A 15645-nucleotide genomic window follows, 5' to 3' on the forward strand; every position below is an offset into this window, starting at 1 on the left:
TATCGCCATGTCCCGTCTGTCCCATGCCGCACGCATCGCCGTTTCCCTCGGGCTTCCGGCAGGCCTTCTCGATCGCGCGCCCGCTCTGCTTGGCACGCGCTATCTCGCCAAGGCCGCGATCCGGGCGCGCCTCGGCAGGGGCCGGCCTTTCGTCATGGTCAATGTCGGCGCCTGCGACGGCGTCCTCTTCGACGACGTGACGCCCTGGCTGCATCGCATCCCCAATGCCCGGGCCGTGCTGGTCGAGCCGATTCCCTACAACCAGCAGCGCCTGCGCAGGAACTACCCTGACACCGAGCGCTTCGTCATCGAGCCGGTGGCGATCACCCGCGAGACCGGCACGATAGCCATCCGCACCTTCGAGGCCGAGGCGCTGGAGGCCGGGACGCTGCCGATCGAGTTCATCGGCTGCTCCTCCGTCACCGACACCAACCTGATGTCCGGCAAGGACGCCTGGGGCAAGGAGGACGCGAACTTCTCGAATTTCGCCCAGCACCTGAAGGACATCAGCGTGCCGTCCGAGCCGCTGCAGACCGTCCTCGACCGCAACCGGCTCGACCATATCGACGCCTTCCTGGTCGATTGCGAGGGCGCCGACTGGGTGGTGTTCGACCAGTTCGACATCGCCCGCTACCGCCCCGGCATGATCAAGGTGGAGATCGGCGCGCTGCCGGCCGCCGAGATCGGCCAGGTCGTCGTCAAGCTGAAGACCGCCGGATACAGCGTCGGCTTCTACGGCGAGGACGTCTGGGCCTTCGCCTGAGCGGCGCTGACCGCGCGCGTCGACCGTCGAGGTCGCCGCCGGCTTTCCCCGTGTCGCAAATGAGTGCCGCGTCTCTTGCAGCGCCGGGCTAAGCTCGCGCTCGCGAAGAGTCGGGGAGCAGCGGACAATGGAATCACACGCGCGGGCGGTGGTGATCGGGGGCGGGGTGGTCGGCGTGTCGACGCTCTACCATCTGGCGAAGAAGGGCTGGAGCGACAGCATCCTCCTCGAGCGCAAGGAGCTGACCTCCGGCTCCACCTGGCATGCAGCCGGGCTCCTGCCGCTGTTCAACATGAGCTACTCGGTCGGGCAGCTGCACCGCTATTCGGTGCGTTTCTATCGCGAACTGCAGGAGGAGACCGGCATGAATGTCGGTTTCTCCAACGTCACCAACATCCGCCTGGCCCGAACCAAGGACCGCTGGGACGAGTTCCAGTACTATGCCGGCATCGCCGAGACGATCGGCGTCAAGGTCAAGATGCTGACGCCCGACGAGCTGAAGGAAGTCTGGCCGCTCTGCGAGACCGACGGCATCCTCGGCGCCATCCAGCATCCCGACGACGGCTACATCCAGCCGGCCGACCTGACGCAGGCGCTGGCCAAGGGCGCCCGCGATCTCGGCGCGAAGATCTACCGGAACACGGCCGTGACGGCGATCGAGCAGCTGGAGTCCGGCGAGTGGTCGGTGACGACCGACAAGGGCACCATCGTCTGCGAGCACGTCGTCTCGGCGACCGGGAATTTCGCCCGCCGCACCGGGCGCATGGTCGGGCTCGACGTGCCGGTGATCCCGGTCGAGCACCAGTACATCGTCACCGAGCCGCATCCGGCGATCGTCGAGCGGCGGCGCCAGGGGCTGCCGGAGATGGGCGTGCTGCGCGAGAGCGACTCGGCCTGGTATATGCGCGAGGAGAATGGCGGCCTGCTGCTCGGTCCCTACGAGAAGGGCGCGCCCTGCTGCTACATCGACGGGCCGGACGATGCGTCCGAATACGAGCTCTTCCAGGAAGATCTCGACCGGCTGATGCCGCATATCGAGACGGCGATCACGCGCGTCCCGGCCTTCGGCGAGGTCGGCATCAAGAAGGTCTATAATGGTGCCATCGCCTATACGCCCGACGGCTCGCCGATCGTCGGTCCGGCGCCGGGGCTGGAGGGTTTCTGGCTGAACGAGGGCCATTCCTTCGGCATCACCGCCGCCGGCGGCGCCGGCTGGCAGCTCGCCGAGTGGATCGTCGACGGCCAGCCAACCGTCGACATGGTCGGCGTCGACCCGCGCCGCTTCGGCCCCTACGCCACCGAAGGCTACCTCATCGCCAAGAACGAGGAAGCCTACGCCAACGTCTTCACCACGCACTATCCCGACGAGGAGCGTCCCGCCGCGCGGCCGCTGAAGACCTCGCCCTCTTACGACCGCCAGAAGGCCCTCGGTGCCGTCTTCGGCTCGGTCTATGGCTGGGAGCGCGCCAACTGGTTCGCGCCCGAGGGGACGTCGGTTTCGGAGGAAGAACTCGACCTCGGTGCCGAGGTGCTGACCAACGAGAACCACGCACCGGCGGACGCGAACGGCGTCATCCGGGAGAAATGGTCGTTCCGCCGCTCGAACTATTTCGACCATGTCGGCGACGAGGTGAGGGCGGTGACGGAGGGCGTCGGCCTTCTCGACCTCACCGCCTTCGCCAAGACAGAGGTTTCGGGACCGGGCGCGCGCGCCTGGCTCGATTCGATCCTCGCCAACCGCATTCCGAACGCGCGCGGACGCGTCGCGCTGTGCCATCTCCTGACCGTGACGGGCGGCGTGCGCGCCGAGTTCACCGTCTACGAATGGGCGCCGGGCCGCTTCTACCTGGTATCGGCCGGCGGCTACGAGCGGATCGACCACGACAATCTGCGCCGGCTCCTGCCGACAGACGGGTCGGTGACGCTGAAGCCCCTGACCGAGCAGCTCGGCGTCCTGGTTCTGGCCGGTCCGCGCGCTCGCGACGTGCTGGCCAAGCTGACGCGCAGCGACCTCTCCAACGCCGCTTTCCCGTGGCTGACCGGCAAGGCGATCTCGGTGGGGACCGCGAGTGCGCATGCGCTGCGGGTCAATTTCGTCGGCGAGCTAGGCTGGGAGCTGCATCATCCGATCGGCATGCAGAATGCGCTCTTTGATGCGCTGCTGGCGGCGGGTGCCGAGTTCGGCATCAGTCCGTTCGGCATCAGGGCGATGAACGCCATGGCGCTGGAGAAGTCCTACCGCCAGCTGCCGCGCGAACTTTCCATCGAATACAACGCCTTCGAGTCGGGGCTTGAGAGGTTCGTTCACCCGAACAAGGGCGATTTCATCGGCCGCGACGCGGTCGTGCGGGCGCGGGAGGCGGGCCTGCGCTGGTCCTTCGCGACGCTGGAGATCCACGATGTCGAGGATGCCGACGCCCGCGGGTCGGAGCCGATCTATGCCGAGGGTGCCCTGATCGGGCGCGCGACTAACGGCGGCTACGGCTGGCGAGTCGGCAAGAGCCTCGCGCTGGCGATGCTGGAACCCGCATATGCCGCCGAAGGCACGAAGCTCGAGATCAAAATCCTCGGCCGGCTTCATGCTGCGACGGTGATCGGTGAGAGCCCGTTCGACCCCGACAATGAGCGCCTGAAAGCCTGATCCTGGCTCGGGGCAGTTATCTGCATGGCGGGATGCTCCTTGAAACTGCGTCGAGGCCGCAGTTGGTTCAGTGACGGTTTTGTGAATTGCGCGCCTTACGGTTCGGCGAGACCTTTTCGCAATGCGCCATGGGATCCGCAGTTTCGCAGCCCTGTCGATTGCCTTCGCCGCCGCCGCGACGATCGACGCGTCTCGGCCCGCTACCGCTCAGCAGCGCGGCCTCGGCGATCTTGGCGCAACCCGGACGCCGGCCGTTGAAGGCGGCACGAAGGTCGATGTCGAACTGATCCTGGCGGTCGACGTCTCCTGGTCGATGGATCGCGGCGAGCAGGAGATTCAGCGTGCGGGCTATGCCGCCGCTTTTCGCAGCCAGGACGTGCAGAAGGCGATCCTGAATGGCGTCAACGGACGCGTCGCGGTCGCCTATATCGAGTGGGCCGGAAGCTTCGCGCAGTCGGTGGTCGTGCCCTGGACGCTGATCGATTCCCGCGAAGCGGCCGATGGCTTCGCCTACCGGCTGCAGACCGAGGAGCCTGAACGCGAGCGCCGCACGTCGGTTGCCGCCGCCATCGATTTTGCCGTGCCGCTGTTCGAGCGCAACGGCTTCGACGGTCTGCGGCGGGTGATCGACATTTCCGGCGACGGCCCGAACAACCAGGGCCGGCCGGTGACCGACGCCCGCGATCACGCGATCGGGCGGGGCGTGACGATCAACGGCCTGCCGCTGATGACCTCCGGCAGCTATGCCTCATGGGGCTCCATTCCCGACCTCGATCTCTATTACGAGAACTGCGTCATCGGCGGTCCCGGCGCCTTCATGATCCCGGTCAACGACTGGTCGCAGTTTCCCGAGGCGGTCCGACGCAAGCTGGTGATGGAACTCGCCGGCGACTGGGACATCGAGGCGGAGGACGAGGCGCAGGTGATGCGGACGCAGGGCAGCGGCGTCGACTGTATGATCGGCGAACGCATGTGGCAGGATCGTCAGCAGCGCTGGATGGACGGCTACCAGTAGCGGCGCCGGGCAAACCTGGCAGCGCTTTTCAAGCCGGCGTCAGCGCCGCCCGGGCCGCGCGCTCCTGCTGCGGCGAGCGGTCGTAGAGTTCACGATAGCATTTGGAGAAGTGCGACGCCGAGACGAAGCCGCAGGCAACGGCGATCTCGACAATGGGCAGTTGCGACTGCACCAGGAGATGACGGGCGCGATCGAGCCGGATCTCCAGGTAATAGCGCGCCGGCGAGCGCCCCATCTCCTTGTCGAAAAGCCGCTCCACCTGTCGGCGCGAAAGGCCGACATGCCGGGCGATCTCCACCAGCGACAGCGGGTCGGAGAGATTGGCTTCCATGATCTCGATCACCCGCAGCACCTTGCCGTGCTGGATGCCGAGCCTTGCCCGCAGCGGCAGGCGTTGCCGATCGTGGGCGCTACGGACCCGGTCGGTGAGGGCCTGTTCGCAGACCCGGTTCACCACCTCGTCACCCTGATCGTGACCGATCAGGGCCAGCATCATATCGAGCGACGCGGTGCCGCCGGCGCAGGTGTAGATGTTGTGGTCGATCTCGAAGAGGTCGGCATAGACGTCGGCGCGCGGGAAGGCCTCCGCGAAGCCGGGCAGGTTCTCCCAGTGGATGGCACAGCGCCGGTCGGCGAGAAGGCCGGCCCGGGCGAGGATCCAGGCAGCCGTGCAGAGGCCGCCGACGGAGATGCCGCGCTGATGCGCCTCGCGCAGATAGGAGAGGGTGCTGCGGTCGGTGAAATCCTCGACCAGTATGCCGGAACACGCAAACACCATCGAGGGACGCCGCTCGCCCGGCAATGCCCGGCGTTCGTCTTCGACGGAGGCGGAGACGGAAACCTCGACGCCGTTCGATGCCCGCACCGGCCGGCCGTCGGGTGACGCCAGCCGCCAGCGATAGATCTCGCGGCCGACGATGCGGTTGGCGATGCGCAGCGGTTCGATCGCCGTTGCGAAGGCGATCATCGAGAAATTCGGGACGAGCAGGAAGACGATCGTGCGCTTTGGCGCGTGCTCAGGCTCGACGGATCGAGGCGGACGTTCCAGCTCCACGGACCCGTTGGTCCTCATCATTGCCGATGGTACTCCGCATCACGCCCATGCCGGAACTTGCCGGCCACCGGAAGGTGGCGGCAAAGTCGGCGCCGCGCAAGACGGAACTCCGTGCAGATGTGAAGGACCGGTGTCCGGGCCTATTTCTTGCCCTGGCGTGCCTTGCGGCTGGCATATTTGGCGTCGCGTTCCGCCTTCCGTGCCGCCTCGTCCGCGACCATCTGGTCGATCAGCCGATTCTGGTCCGCCTTCTTTGCTTCTTCCTCGGCCTGGCGAGCGGCCTCCCGCTCGGCCTCGCGGGCCTCTTCCTCGCGCTGCTTCTGCTCGTCTTCCGCGCGCTTCTGCGCCTGGCGCTCCTCGCGCGCGGCAACGACCGCAGCGCGTTCCTCGCGGGCCTTCTCGGCCTCCGGGCTGTTGAGACGTGCCTTGGCCTTCTCAAGGAGTGCCTGCTTGGCCTCGTTGGCTGTCTTGCGGCGGTCGGCGAAATCGCTGTCGATCGGCTTCATCGGTCCTCATGGGTGGCGACGACGGCGCAGCATCGGGCTGGCTCGCTTCGTTATTCGCCTTCTGTCAAGCGGGATGGGGTTCGATAAGCCTGTTTGCGCCAAGACGCAACGGGCGGGATGCGCGATCGGAGCATTGGGCGTGCACAAAGAACCTCTGGCGCAGCCTCAGGCGGACCGCCCCGCGCGCCCGCCGCGTCGTCCGCGATCCGGCGTGCCCGACGCTGAAATACTCCGGCCAGGCAACGGCATGCCGGCCGCGTCCCGGTTCGGCAAAGCCTGTACGCGGGCAAGCGCCGGAAAGGCGTCGCGCTTGTTCGGGAAGGCCATGGCCGCCACGAAATGATCCTGGAAGGCCGGCTCCAGCGCCGTCTCGATCTTCTCGATGCGGCTGACGGTCGTCTCGATCTCGCGGCGATAGGCGCGATTGAGCAGCGCCATTCGGGCGCCCGCGCCGGCGGCGTTGCCGACCGCCTTGCACCGATCGAGATCGCAATCGGGAACGAGCCCCAGCACCATGGCGTAGCGCGGTTCGATGAACGACCCAAAGGCCCCGGCCAGCGCGATCCGGTCGATCCGCACGGTTGGGTCGCTCCGCAGGCCGTCGGCTGTCGCGGGCTGCGAGAACCGGTCGATCAGGAGCTTGATCCCGGCGTATAGCGCCGCCTTCGCCAGCTGGATGGCGCGGATGTCGGTCTGCAGGATGGTCAGGGTCCGCTGCGGGGCCTCGTGGAGGACGTAGGCGAAGGTTCGGCCGTTTGCGACGACGCGGGGCGTTCGCGCCGCGAGCGCACCGTCGATGACGCCATCCTCGGTGACGATTCCGGCCAGGAACATCTCGGCGACCACCTCGACGATGCCGGAGCCGCAAATGCCCGTCACGCCGAGCGCGGCTGCGGCATCGGCGAAGCCCGGGTCGTCGGACCAGATGTCGATGCCGATGACCTTGAAGCGCGGCTCGAGAGTCAGCGGGTCGATCCGCACCCGCTCGATAGCCCCGGGGGCGGCGCGCTGGCCGCAGGAGATCTCGGCGCCCTCGAAGGCCGGGCCGGTGGGCGAGGAGGCGGCCAGCAGCCGGTTGCGGTTGCCGAGCACGATCTCGGCATTGGTGCCGACATCCACCAGCAGCATCGTCTCGTCCTGGCGGTGCGGGCCTTCCGACAGCGTCGCCGCCGCAGCGTCCGCGCCCACATGGCCGGCGATGCACGGCAGCAGATAGGCTCGTGCGGCCGGATGCAGCGTCAGGTCCAGATCGGCGGCCGGCAGCGCCAGCGCCCCCGACAGAGCCAGTGCGAAAGGCGCCTGGCCGAGCTCTGTCGGGTCGATGCCGAGGAAGAGATGATGCATTACCGGATTGCCGACGAAGACGCAGTCCATGATGTCAGCGGTCGAGACATTGGCCTCGGCGGAGACGGTCTCGATCATCGCCTGCACCGCCTCGCGGACGGCGCGCGTCATCTCGGCCCGGCCGCCCGGGTTCATCATGACATAGGAGACCCGGCTCATCAGGTCCTCGCCGAAGCGGATCTGTGGATTGGGGGCGCCGGTGGCGGCGATGGTCGCGCCGGAGAGGAGCGAGGAGAGGGAGAGCGCGATCGTCGTCGAGCCGATGTCGACGGCGATCCCATAGGCCTCGTTCTTCAGGCCCGGATAGATCGCCAATAGATGCGGGCGATCTTCCTCGTGGTCGTGCGCGATGGCGCAGGTCACCTGCCACGCGCCCTCGCGCAAGGTCTTCTGGAGCAGGGGCAGGACAGAATGCTCGACCGTCGGCCGCGCCAGGCTCCAGTCGCCTTCCAGTGCCGCGAACACCCGGTCGAGATCGCCGAGCGGTGCGTGCATGTCCGGCTCCGGGACCTCGACGAAGAGCAGGCGGATCGCCGGGTCGCGGGGGAAGACCCGCGTGTCGACGGCCTTGCGCACCACGGCGGTGTTCACGGCCATGTCGGAGGGCAGGTCGACGACGAGGTCACCCTCAATCGTGGCGGCGCAGGAGAGCCGCCGCCCGGATTTTAGGACACGCTTCTCGGCGTAGCGGGTTTCCGTCGCCGAGACGGGCGACAGATGGTGGGCGGCGGAGACGATCTTGTGCTTGGCGAAGGCGCCTTCGACGATCTCCACCTGGCAGCGGCCGCAGATGCCGCGGCCGCCGCAGACGCTCTCGACATGGACGCCGAGCGAGCGCGCCGCGGCGATCAGCGAGGTGCCGCGAGCAAAGCGTCCGCGGCGCCCGGACGGCATGAACAGGACGAGGGGATCGGTCTCGTCGCTCATCGCTTTTCGAGAACCAAAGGCGACGAGGGGTTTACCGCGAGAGGCGCTTGCGGTTCGCCCGAACGCGCTGCGAATAGGGCTTGAGCCCGGCCGAGAAGATGGCGTCGCCGTGATTGTCGTTGAGATACGACCCGGTGGCGACGGCCAGTGTCGCCTTGGTCACTGCCTCTACGGCGGCGAGGTTCATCGCGACCACCGATTCCCCGACCGCCTGCATCTTCTCGCTGACCATCTGCGCCGCCTCTTCCCGATCCTTCGCCTGCGGAGAGGCGGCCGACGCCCAGAACTGCGTCAGGCGCGTGCCGATGACGAACGGCGACATGATCATCAGCGTGGTCATTTCCGCCGCCGTCTTGGGCGCGTGGGCAAAAACCGCGGGGAAAGGGTGGCGGCGAATCATCGGGAGCATTCCTTGTGGGCCTGTCCCACATAAACGCTAAGGCTGGCGAAATAGTCGCTGCAGCCGCAGATTTATTTCGCACGTGCGAAGACTCGGGGGCTGGGGAGCACGAGACCGTCCGTTCACGGTGTCCCGCCTGTGGAGGGCATGGCATCATGCCGTCGGCCGGCGGGCCTCGCGGCCGCCCCGCCGCCTGCCGGTCGATGCCGCGGGGGCCGCGGCGATCATCGCCGCAGATGGCACTGCGTCGCGATAGCTGCGGATCCAGGTCATGCATGAGGGGTCGTTACCCATCAGCACGTTGGCGGCCCGCACCGCTTCCATCTCCTGCGGGCGGCAGGGGTTCATGATCGCCGAGGTCATGCCCGCCGCGATCGCCATCGGCAGGAAGGCAGCGTTGATTCCGTGGCGATGCGGCAGGCCGAAGGAGATGTTCGAGGCGCCGCAAATGGTGTTGACGCTGAGTTCCTCGCGTAGCCGCCGGACAAGCGCGAAAACCTGGCGCCCGGCTGTCCCTATGGCCCCGATCGGCATCACCAGCGGGTCGACGACGATGTCGCATGGCCTGATGCCGTAATCGGCCGCGTGGTGGACGATCCTGCGGGCAACCTCGAAACGTACGTCCGGGTCTTCCGAGATGCCGTTCTCGTCGTTGGAGATCGCCACCACCGGCACGTCGTATTTCTTGATCAGCGGCAGGATGGCTTCGAGCTTCTCCATCTCGCCGGTGACCGAATTGACCAGCGGCCGCCCCTCGGCGATCTCCAGCGCCGCCTTGATTGCTGGAGACACCGAAGAGTCGATCGAGATCGGCATGTCGGTCAGGCTCTGGACCAGCCTGATCGTCTCGACCAGCAGCGGCGGTTCCGAAATGTTCGGGTCGACGGCGGTCACGCCGGCATTGACGTCCAGCATGGTGGCCCCTGCCGCGACCTGCTGCAGCACGTCGCTGGTCACCGTCTCGAAATTGCCGGCCACCATCTCGGCGGCGAGCTTCTTGCGGCCGGTCGGGTTGATCCGCTCGCCGATGACGCAGAACGGTTCGTCAAAGCCGATGACGATCTCCCGGCTGGCGGAGGCGACGACAGTGCGGGTCATGGGCGTTCCCGGGAGGTTTTGGTCGGCATCGTCGGCTTCACCCCAGCGCGCGCTCGGCGACGCTGCCCGGCCAGGAACCGCGCTCGCGCAGCCATGTCGCCGATTGCGCCAGGCCGCCGAACGGGAAGACGTGGATCTGCCGGATCGGTGATTCCGGCGTCTGCCGCCAATGCTGTTCGATCGGTCCGACGACGGATTCGGGCGAATGATGGGCTGCAAGCGCCGCCAGCGCGCCGGTGCGCTTCTTCAGGAAGGTGACCGAGCTGCCGACGCCGCAAAGGGCGGCATAGCGGATCAGCGTGGTGATCGACGCCGGCCCGGCGACGCCGATATGGATCGGCAGGCCGATGCCGCTTTCCCGCACGGCCATCGCCCAGTCGACATAGGCATCGGCGTCGAAGCCGAACTGCGTGACGATCCGCATCCTGGCGCCGGTGCGCTCGCAGAAATCCCGCTTCAGGCGCAGCGCGGCCTCGGCCGTGGCGAGCGAGAACTCCGGGGAGCCCTCCGGATGGCCGGCAACGCCGATCTCGCTGATGCCGTGGCGGTCGAGCAGGCCGCTTTCGAGGATTTCCATGGACGAGGTGTAAGGCCCGGCCGGCCGGTCGAGGCCGCCGCCGATCACCAGCACGTCGGTGACCCCGGCCTCCTCGGCATAGGCGCGGATCCGGGTCTGCAACTCGTCGCGCGACCGGATCCGGCGCGCCGGGATATGCGGCACCGGTACATAGCCGAGATCGGCGATCCGCCGCGTCGCGGCGACGAAATCCTTGACGCTGTCGACGCCGACATCAGTCAGGTAGGTCCGGGTCCGCGGCGGAAAGAGGCCCGGCAGTTCCGTCGATCGCACCGCCTGCCGCGGCGCGACCTCGATCGAAGCGGGGATGACGTCCCGCGTCTGCGGCAGGGCGTGGCTCATGGCTCGCGTCCCGCATTGGCGATGAGCGAGCGAAGTCGCTGCATGTCGTAGCTGTTGTCGATTTCGGCCGCGGCCCGCTCGGCCTCGCTCTCGAGGTCGGCGGCTTCGCGTTCGGTGCTCGCCCGGCGCCATTCCGCGAGGTAGGCGTCCGAATCCTTTGCCCCGACGCGCATCGCGCACATGTCCACGGCTTCGATGAAGCGTTTCGGCAGTTCGCGCCGCGCCGCCTTGCGGCCTTGCCGCACGATCACCTGGGCCGGGATGTCGCGCCAGTAGACGATCTGCAGTTCCGCCATCGGGGTCCTCCGTGGCGGCTAATGTGGACGTGACGACAAGACGACGTTGTGCCGGCCGCGACGAGCCGCGGCGCCTTTGCGACATGCGGCGCCGGCTGTCTCAGAACAGCTGCAGGAAGGCGAATAGCGCGGCGCCGTAGATGCCGGCGAGGAAGAGCACCGAGGCGATGCCGACGACGATCGAGGCGATCAGCCAGAGCCCGTCGCGGGCCGTGATGGCAACGCCGGCGAGCGCGATTGAGACGCCAGGGAACATGTTGGTGAGCGGGAAGGGGATCGCTACCAGGAGCGCCATCACGAAGGAGAACCAGCCGATGGCGGACAGGACCACCCATTCGGGTTCCGGCCAGTAGCGGTGGCGCGCCAGTCGCTCGACCTTTCGCAGGTAGGGACCGAGCCGGACGACGAGCATGCTCATCGTCTCCGGCTTCAGTCGGATGTTACGCACACGTTCGGGCAACCACAGACGGTGCCGGCCGATCGCGAGCTGGATCGTGAAGAGCAGCAGCGGCACGCCGAAAACCAGCGACGTGCCCGGCGGCAGCGGAATGAGGTTCACTCCGCCGAAGACGATGAAGAAGGCGCCGAAGGAGCGGGCGTCGAAGGCCTCGGACAGGTCACCGATCGTCGGGATGTCCCGGTCGCGATGGCTATAGGCGCGCAGGATCGCCGAAATGCGACGCTGGCGCTTGCCTCTGCGCCGTCTGAGCGATTCACGCAGGCGCGCGAAAGCGGCGGTCGGCGCACGGGCGGTTCGGGGAGCGGAGGCTTCGGGAGAGGACATGGTGACGAATTCGAGGTCCCGTACCGGAAGCCGGGCCCCATGCCCGATGCTCCGCCTTTTGCCCATATGGGAGACGACTATGCCCGATGGGCAGTTAAGTCAGCGTTGCCTCCGGGAATATCAAGACGTGACACCCGCGATGGCTCCGCCAGCCCGGCTCTTTGCCGTGCCCCCGGAAGCGGTTCGATTTAAGCCAACGAGCTTCTTCCCGCAATGTGACTTCGGCCACACTCGCACCGCTCCTTCACGTCCCGATCACGGTGGCTGACACAAGCCAGAGGGTAGGCAGGAGCGGCCGGATCCGGGCGAGGCGGTCTATGCGCCCGCAGCGGCGGCAACAAGTGCCGGGGTCAGATCGCCGTACCCCACCAGACGGCGCTCGTAGGCAAGGCCGAGCCGCGCGGCGATGGCCCGCCCCCGACGGTCCAGCGCCGCGTCGTCGGTCTGAGCCAGGTACACGACGCGTTCATAGTGCCCGAACAGCATCCCGACCACCTCCGGATGCCGGTCGAGCTTGAACGGCTTGGCGACGAAGGCGTCGAACTGCCGGGCCAGGAAATCGGTCAACCAGAAAGTCGTGAGGTGTTCCTCCGCTTCCTCGGCGAACTGCGCATTGCCGCGGAAGAAGGCGTAGCAGTGCGGGCCGGGGATCCTCGTTACTCCCTCGCGAAGGCACAGTGCGTCGAGACCGCCGCCGGTGCCGCAGTCGGCGTAGGCGACGAAGATCCGTTGGCATCCCTGTTCCCGAGCCGCGGCGATGGCCGCCTCGACCGCCGGCACGATCTTCTGCGGCGCGTTGTGCAGGATCGCCGGCAGGCAGGTGAGGGTGACGTGCTGAAGCCGGTTGGCGGCCAGGACGGCACCGATTTCGCGGGCGATGGCGCCGCAAGCGATAACCGTCAGCGGTTCCATGGCGATATTGGTTGCATCCGTCACTGGAGCGTCCATAAGCAGGTCGAACGAAAAACGCTAAAGGCGCGGGAACCTGTCGGCCGGCGGAACGTTTTTTCGTCACATTGTTCCAACGGAGAGTTGATCATGACCAACCGCCTTGCAGTACTGACCACGATCCTGGCTGGAGCCCTGATGCTCTCCGCTTGCGCCAATACGGTCCGTGGCGTCGGCCGCGACGTCGGCAACACCGTCGACGCAACCGGTGCGGCAGTGAACGACGTAGCACGATAGACCTGCATCAACCTGCCAGTACGGGGCGCGGTGCCGAAAGGCAGCCGCGCCTTTTCTTTGCGCCGATCTCCAAGCGCCCGAAAGGCCGTCCGTTGCTGTCCGCGGCCTTCCAGATCGCCGATCACAACTGGTTGTGTCGCCGCTCGATGAGGCTCCTGGCGGTCTCCACCGTTACTGCCGCATCCCGGCAATAGGCATCTGCGCCGACCTGGTTGGCGAAGTCCTCGTTGAGCGGTGCGCCGCCGACCAGCACGATCACCTCGTCGCGGATGCCCTTCTGGACCAGCGTGTCGATGACCACCTTCATGTAGGGCATCGTGGTGGTCAGCAACGCCGACATGCCGAGCAGTTCCGGCTGGTGCTCCTCGATCGCCGCGAGATACTTGTCGACATCGATATTGATGCCGAGGTCGACCACTTCGAAACCCGCGCCTTCCATCATCATCCCGACGAGGTTCTTGCCGATGTCGTGGATGTCGCCCTTGACCGTGCCGATCACCATCTTGCCCTGTTTCGGCGCGCCGGTTTCCACCAGGAGCGGCCGAAGAATAGCCATGCCAGCCTTCATGGCGTTCGCCGACAAGAGCACTTCCGGCACGAACAGGATGCCGTCGCGGAAATCCTCGCCGACGATCTGCATGCCGGCCACCAGCGACTGAGTAAGGACGTCGTACGGGGTCCAGCCGCGATCCAGGAGGAGCCGCGTTCCCTCCTCGATCTCCTCCTTCATTCCGTCATAGAGGTCGTCCTTCATCTGCGCGACGAGGTCCTCGTCGGAGAGTTCGGCCAGGATGATGTCGTCGTCCGCCATGACGGCTTTTCCTCGAGCGGGCAGGATGCATGATGCATCGCCCCGGGTTGCTTGAGGGAGCTTAGGGCAAGGCGTTGAGATCGCATACCGTCCGAGCGACATAGAGGGCGCGGAAAGCGACGTCGCCCGGGCGCCTCGACCAGACGCTGCACGCACTGTCCTTGCCGCGTCACCAGAATTCGCAACGGGGACGGCAGGGCAGGCCCCGGGTTCTGGTATTCTCGGCAGGCGGATCGCGCGGCACAGGCGAGTCCGCGGCATCGGCGAGCGCCGGGAGGCAGTACCATGGATAACGAAACCGTCGAGACCGCCGAGGTTGCGGCAACCGAAGGCGGCCGGCGCAGCCGGGGCGCCGGCGGTGGCGCCTCTGCGCGGCGCGCGGCGCGGGTCCAGACCGGCTCGGGGCCGAAGCTCGCTTACATCCGCCGGGCCCTGCCGGTCTACGAGGTCCTCGACGAAGCCGGCGCCTCGCTGATCGAGGCCAATGCCGACATCGTCCTCGAGGAGATCGGCATCGAGTTCCGCGACGATCCCGAGGCGCTGGCGATGTGGCGGGCGGCCGGCGCCGATGTCAGCGGCGAGCGCGTGCGCTTCCCCAAGGGGCTCTGCCGCGAGCTTTTGAAGACGGCGCCGAGGAGCTTCGTCCAGCATGCCCGCAACCCGGAGAATTCCGTGGAGATCGGCGGTAACGCCACCGTCTTCGCGCCGGTCTACGGGCCGCCATTCGTGCGCGACCTCGATGGCGTGCGCCGCTATGCGACGATCGAGGATTTCCGAAATTTCGTCAGGCTCGCCTACATGGCGCCGGCGATCCATCACTCCGGCGGGACCGTGTGCGAGCCGGTCGACGTCCCGGTGAACAAGCGGCACCTCGATATGGTGCATGCCCACATGACGCTGTCCGACAAGCCGTTCATGGGCTCGGTGACGGCGCCGGAGCGGGCCGAGGACACCGTCGCGATGTGCCGCATCCTGTTCGGCGAGGAGTTCGTCGACCAGAACTGCGTCGTCATCAACCTGATCAACGCCAATTCCCCGATGACCTTCGACGGCACGATGCTGGGGGCGCTGAAGGTCTATGCACGCGCCAACCAGGCCTGCATCGTCACGCCCTTCATCCTGGCCGGCGCGATGAGCCCGGTCACCGTCGCCGGCACGCTGACGCAGGTCCTCGCCGAAGTGCTCGCGGGCGCCGCCTTCACCCAGCTCTGCCGGCCGGGCGCGCCGGTGGTCTTCGGCACCTTCGCCTCGTCGATTTCGATGCAGTCGGGCGCGCCGACCTTCGGAACGCCGGAGCCGTCGCTGGTCTCCTTCGGCGCGGCGCAGCTCGCACGCCGGCTGGGCCTGCCCTTCCGCACCGGCGGCTCGCTCTGCGCGTCGAAGGTTCCGGACGCGCAGGCGGCTTACGAGAGCGCCAACACGCTCAACTCGACGCTGATGGCGGGCACCAATTTCGTGCTCCATGCCGCGGGCTGGCTCGAGGGCGGGCTTGCGGCCTGCTACGAGAAATTCGTCATGGACTGCGACCAGCTGGGCGCCATGCAGGCGCTGATGCGGGGTGTTGATCTGAGCGAGAACGGCCAGGCCATGTCGGCGATCCGCGAGGTCGGGCCCGGCAGCCACTATCTCGGCTGCCAGCACACCCAGGACAATTTCCAGACCGCGTTCTATCGCTCCACCATCGCCGACAACAATTCCTTCGAGCAATGGAGCGCCGAGGGTGCGCAGCGGGCCGAATCCCGCGCCAACACGCTGTGCCGGCGCTGGCTCGACGCCTATGCGCCGCCGCCGCTCGACCCGGCCATCGCCGAAGCCCTTGCCGCCTTCGTCGCCCGCCGCAAGGAGTCCGAGCCCGACGCCTTTGCCTGAAAGGGAGAGGCGGATCCGGCCGCCCGAGGGGAA

15 protein-coding genes are annotated in these 15645 nt (G+C 67.2%); 5 read left to right on the plus strand and 10 right to left on the minus strand.

Features of this window, described 5'->3' with window-relative positions; genetic code table 11:
• The first annotated feature begins 7 nt into the window (after positions 1-7).
• The 3 genes from GGR03_RS00910 to GGR03_RS00920 all read left to right on the plus strand — a co-directional run bounded on the left by GGR03_RS00910 (position 8) and on the right by GGR03_RS00920 (position 4419).
• Positions 8-763 carry an FkbM family methyltransferase gene (locus GGR03_RS00910; protein WP_183205482.1) on the plus strand — a complete coding sequence of 252 codons (756 nt, stop codon included), beginning with the start codon at positions 8-10 and terminating at the stop codon, positions 761-763.
• Between the two features lie 127 nt (positions 764-890).
• Complete coding sequence (locus tag GGR03_RS00915; protein WP_183205484.1) at positions 891-3404, plus strand: GcvT family protein; 2514 nt, start codon at positions 891-893, stop codon at positions 3402-3404.
• Between the two features lie 121 nt (positions 3405-3525).
• On the plus strand, positions 3526-4419 hold the full coding sequence (locus tag GGR03_RS00920) for a DUF1194 domain-containing protein (protein ID WP_183205486.1): 894 nt from the start codon (positions 3526-3528) through the stop codon (positions 4417-4419).
• A 28-nt stretch (positions 4420-4447) separates the two neighbouring features.
• On the opposite strand, the gene GGR03_RS00925 is transcribed toward GGR03_RS00920, so the two are convergent.
• The 9 genes from GGR03_RS00925 to GGR03_RS00965 form a co-directional block, all read right to left on the minus strand.
• Positions 4448-5386 (minus strand): GlxA family transcriptional regulator, encoded by a 939-nt coding sequence (locus tag GGR03_RS00925; RefSeq protein ID WP_246367640.1) that lies wholly within the window; start codon positions 5384-5386, stop codon positions 4448-4450.
• Between the two features lie 227 nt (positions 5387-5613).
• Positions 5614-5979, minus strand: coding sequence for a DUF6481 family protein (locus tag GGR03_RS00930; protein WP_183205489.1), 366 nt, complete (start codon positions 5977-5979; stop codon positions 5614-5616).
• 165 nt (positions 5980-6144) lie between these two features.
• Complete coding sequence (locus tag GGR03_RS00935; protein ID WP_183205491.1) at positions 6145-8250, minus strand: ASKHA domain-containing protein; 2106 nt, start codon at positions 8248-8250, stop codon at positions 6145-6147.
• Between the two features lie 31 nt (positions 8251-8281).
• Entirely contained in the window at positions 8282-8650 is a 369-nt protein-coding gene (locus tag GGR03_RS00940) for a hypothetical protein (RefSeq protein WP_183205493.1), read from the minus strand.
• A 153-nt stretch (positions 8651-8803) separates the two neighbouring features.
• A complete protein-coding gene (locus GGR03_RS00945) occupies positions 8804-9748 on the minus strand; it encodes a methyltetrahydrofolate cobalamin methyltransferase (RefSeq protein WP_183205495.1) in 945 nt (314 codons plus the stop codon).
• A gap of 37 nt (positions 9749-9785) precedes the next feature.
• Positions 9786-10667, minus strand: a complete 882-nt coding sequence (locus GGR03_RS00950; protein ID WP_183205497.1) for a methylenetetrahydrofolate reductase — start codon at positions 10665-10667, stop codon at positions 9786-9788.
• Entirely contained in the window at positions 10664-10963 is a 300-nt protein-coding gene (locus GGR03_RS00955; protein WP_183205498.1) for a virulence factor, read from the minus strand. Before GGR03_RS00955 ends, GGR03_RS00950 begins: the two co-directional genes overlap by 4 nt.
• A 100-nt stretch (positions 10964-11063) precedes the next feature.
• Positions 11064-11747 carry an exopolysaccharide biosynthesis protein gene (locus tag GGR03_RS00960; protein WP_183205499.1) on the minus strand — a complete coding sequence of 228 codons (684 nt, stop codon included), beginning with the start codon at positions 11745-11747 and terminating at the stop codon, positions 11064-11066.
• Between the two features lie 315 nt (positions 11748-12062).
• The gene (locus GGR03_RS00965; protein ID WP_343058591.1) at positions 12063-12659 is read right to left on the minus strand and encodes a DUF1638 domain-containing protein; all 597 of its coding nucleotides are present in this window, start codon (positions 12657-12659) and stop codon (positions 12063-12065) included.
• A gap of 126 nt (positions 12660-12785) precedes the next feature.
• On the opposite strand from GGR03_RS00965, the gene GGR03_RS00970 reads away from it, so the two are divergent.
• Positions 12786-12932: an entericidin domain-containing protein gene (locus GGR03_RS00970; protein WP_183205501.1), complete on the plus strand. Its 147-nt coding sequence runs from the start codon at positions 12786-12788 to the stop codon at positions 12930-12932.
• 121 nt (positions 12933-13053) lie between these two features.
• Here the strand turns inward: GGR03_RS00970 and GGR03_RS00975 are convergent, their stop codons facing one another.
• A complete protein-coding gene (locus GGR03_RS00975; protein WP_183205502.1) occupies positions 13054-13743 on the minus strand; it encodes a corrinoid protein in 690 nt (229 codons plus the stop codon).
• A gap of 285 nt (positions 13744-14028) precedes the next feature.
• Here GGR03_RS00975 and GGR03_RS00980 point away from each other — a divergent pair, with 285 nt between their 5' ends.
• A complete protein-coding gene (locus GGR03_RS00980) occupies positions 14029-15612 on the plus strand; it encodes a trimethylamine methyltransferase family protein (protein ID WP_183205503.1) in 1584 nt (527 codons plus the stop codon).
• Positions 15613-15645: the final 33 nt, after the last annotated feature.

It is taken from the genome of Aurantimonas endophytica (assembly GCF_014196845.1).
GTDB classification, from domain to species: Bacteria; Pseudomonadota; Alphaproteobacteria; order Rhizobiales; family Rhizobiaceae; genus Aurantimonas; species Aurantimonas endophytica.

Coding starts and splice junctions, on each gene's coding strand:
- GGR03_RS00945 (WP_183205495.1), bottom strand. CDS start 9,748: ATGACCCGCACTGTCGTCGCCTCCGCCAGCCGGGAGATCGTCATCGGC.
- GGR03_RS00960 (WP_183205499.1), bottom strand. CDS start 11,747: ATGTCCTCTCCCGAAGCCTCCGCTCCCCGAACCGCCCGTGCGCCGACC.
- GGR03_RS00955 (WP_183205498.1), bottom strand. CDS start 10,963: ATGGCGGAACTGCAGATCGTCTACTGGCGCGACATCCCGGCCCAGGTG.
- GGR03_RS00940 (WP_183205493.1), bottom strand. CDS start 8,650: ATGATTCGCCGCCACCCTTTCCCCGCGGTTTTTGCCCACGCGCCCAAG.
- GGR03_RS00975 (WP_183205502.1), bottom strand. CDS start 13,743: ATGGCGGACGACGACATCATCCTGGCCGAACTCTCCGACGAGGACCTC.
- GGR03_RS00925 (WP_246367640.1), bottom strand. CDS start 5,386: ATGATCGCCTTCGCAACGGCGATCGAACCGCTGCGCATCGCCAACCGC.
- GGR03_RS00980 (WP_183205503.1), top strand. CDS start 14,029: ATGGATAACGAAACCGTCGAGACCGCCGAGGTTGCGGCAACCGAAGGC.
- GGR03_RS00965 (WP_343058591.1), bottom strand. CDS start 12,659: ATGGAACCGCTGACGGTTATCGCTTGCGGCGCCATCGCCCGCGAAATC.
- GGR03_RS00930 (WP_183205489.1), bottom strand. CDS start 5,979: ATGAAGCCGATCGACAGCGATTTCGCCGACCGCCGCAAGACAGCCAAC.
- GGR03_RS00935 (WP_183205491.1), bottom strand. CDS start 8,250: ATGAGCGACGAGACCGATCCCCTCGTCCTGTTCATGCCGTCCGGGCGC.
- GGR03_RS00910 (WP_183205482.1), top strand. CDS start 8: ATGTCCCGTCTGTCCCATGCCGCACGCATCGCCGTTTCCCTCGGGCTT.
- GGR03_RS00970 (WP_183205501.1), top strand. CDS start 12,786: ATGACCAACCGCCTTGCAGTACTGACCACGATCCTGGCTGGAGCCCTG.
- GGR03_RS00950 (WP_183205497.1), bottom strand. CDS start 10,667: ATGAGCCACGCCCTGCCGCAGACGCGGGACGTCATCCCCGCTTCGATC.
- GGR03_RS00915 (WP_183205484.1), top strand. CDS start 891: ATGGAATCACACGCGCGGGCGGTGGTGATCGGGGGCGGGGTGGTCGGC.
- GGR03_RS00920 (WP_183205486.1), top strand. CDS start 3,526: ATGCGCCATGGGATCCGCAGTTTCGCAGCCCTGTCGATTGCCTTCGCC.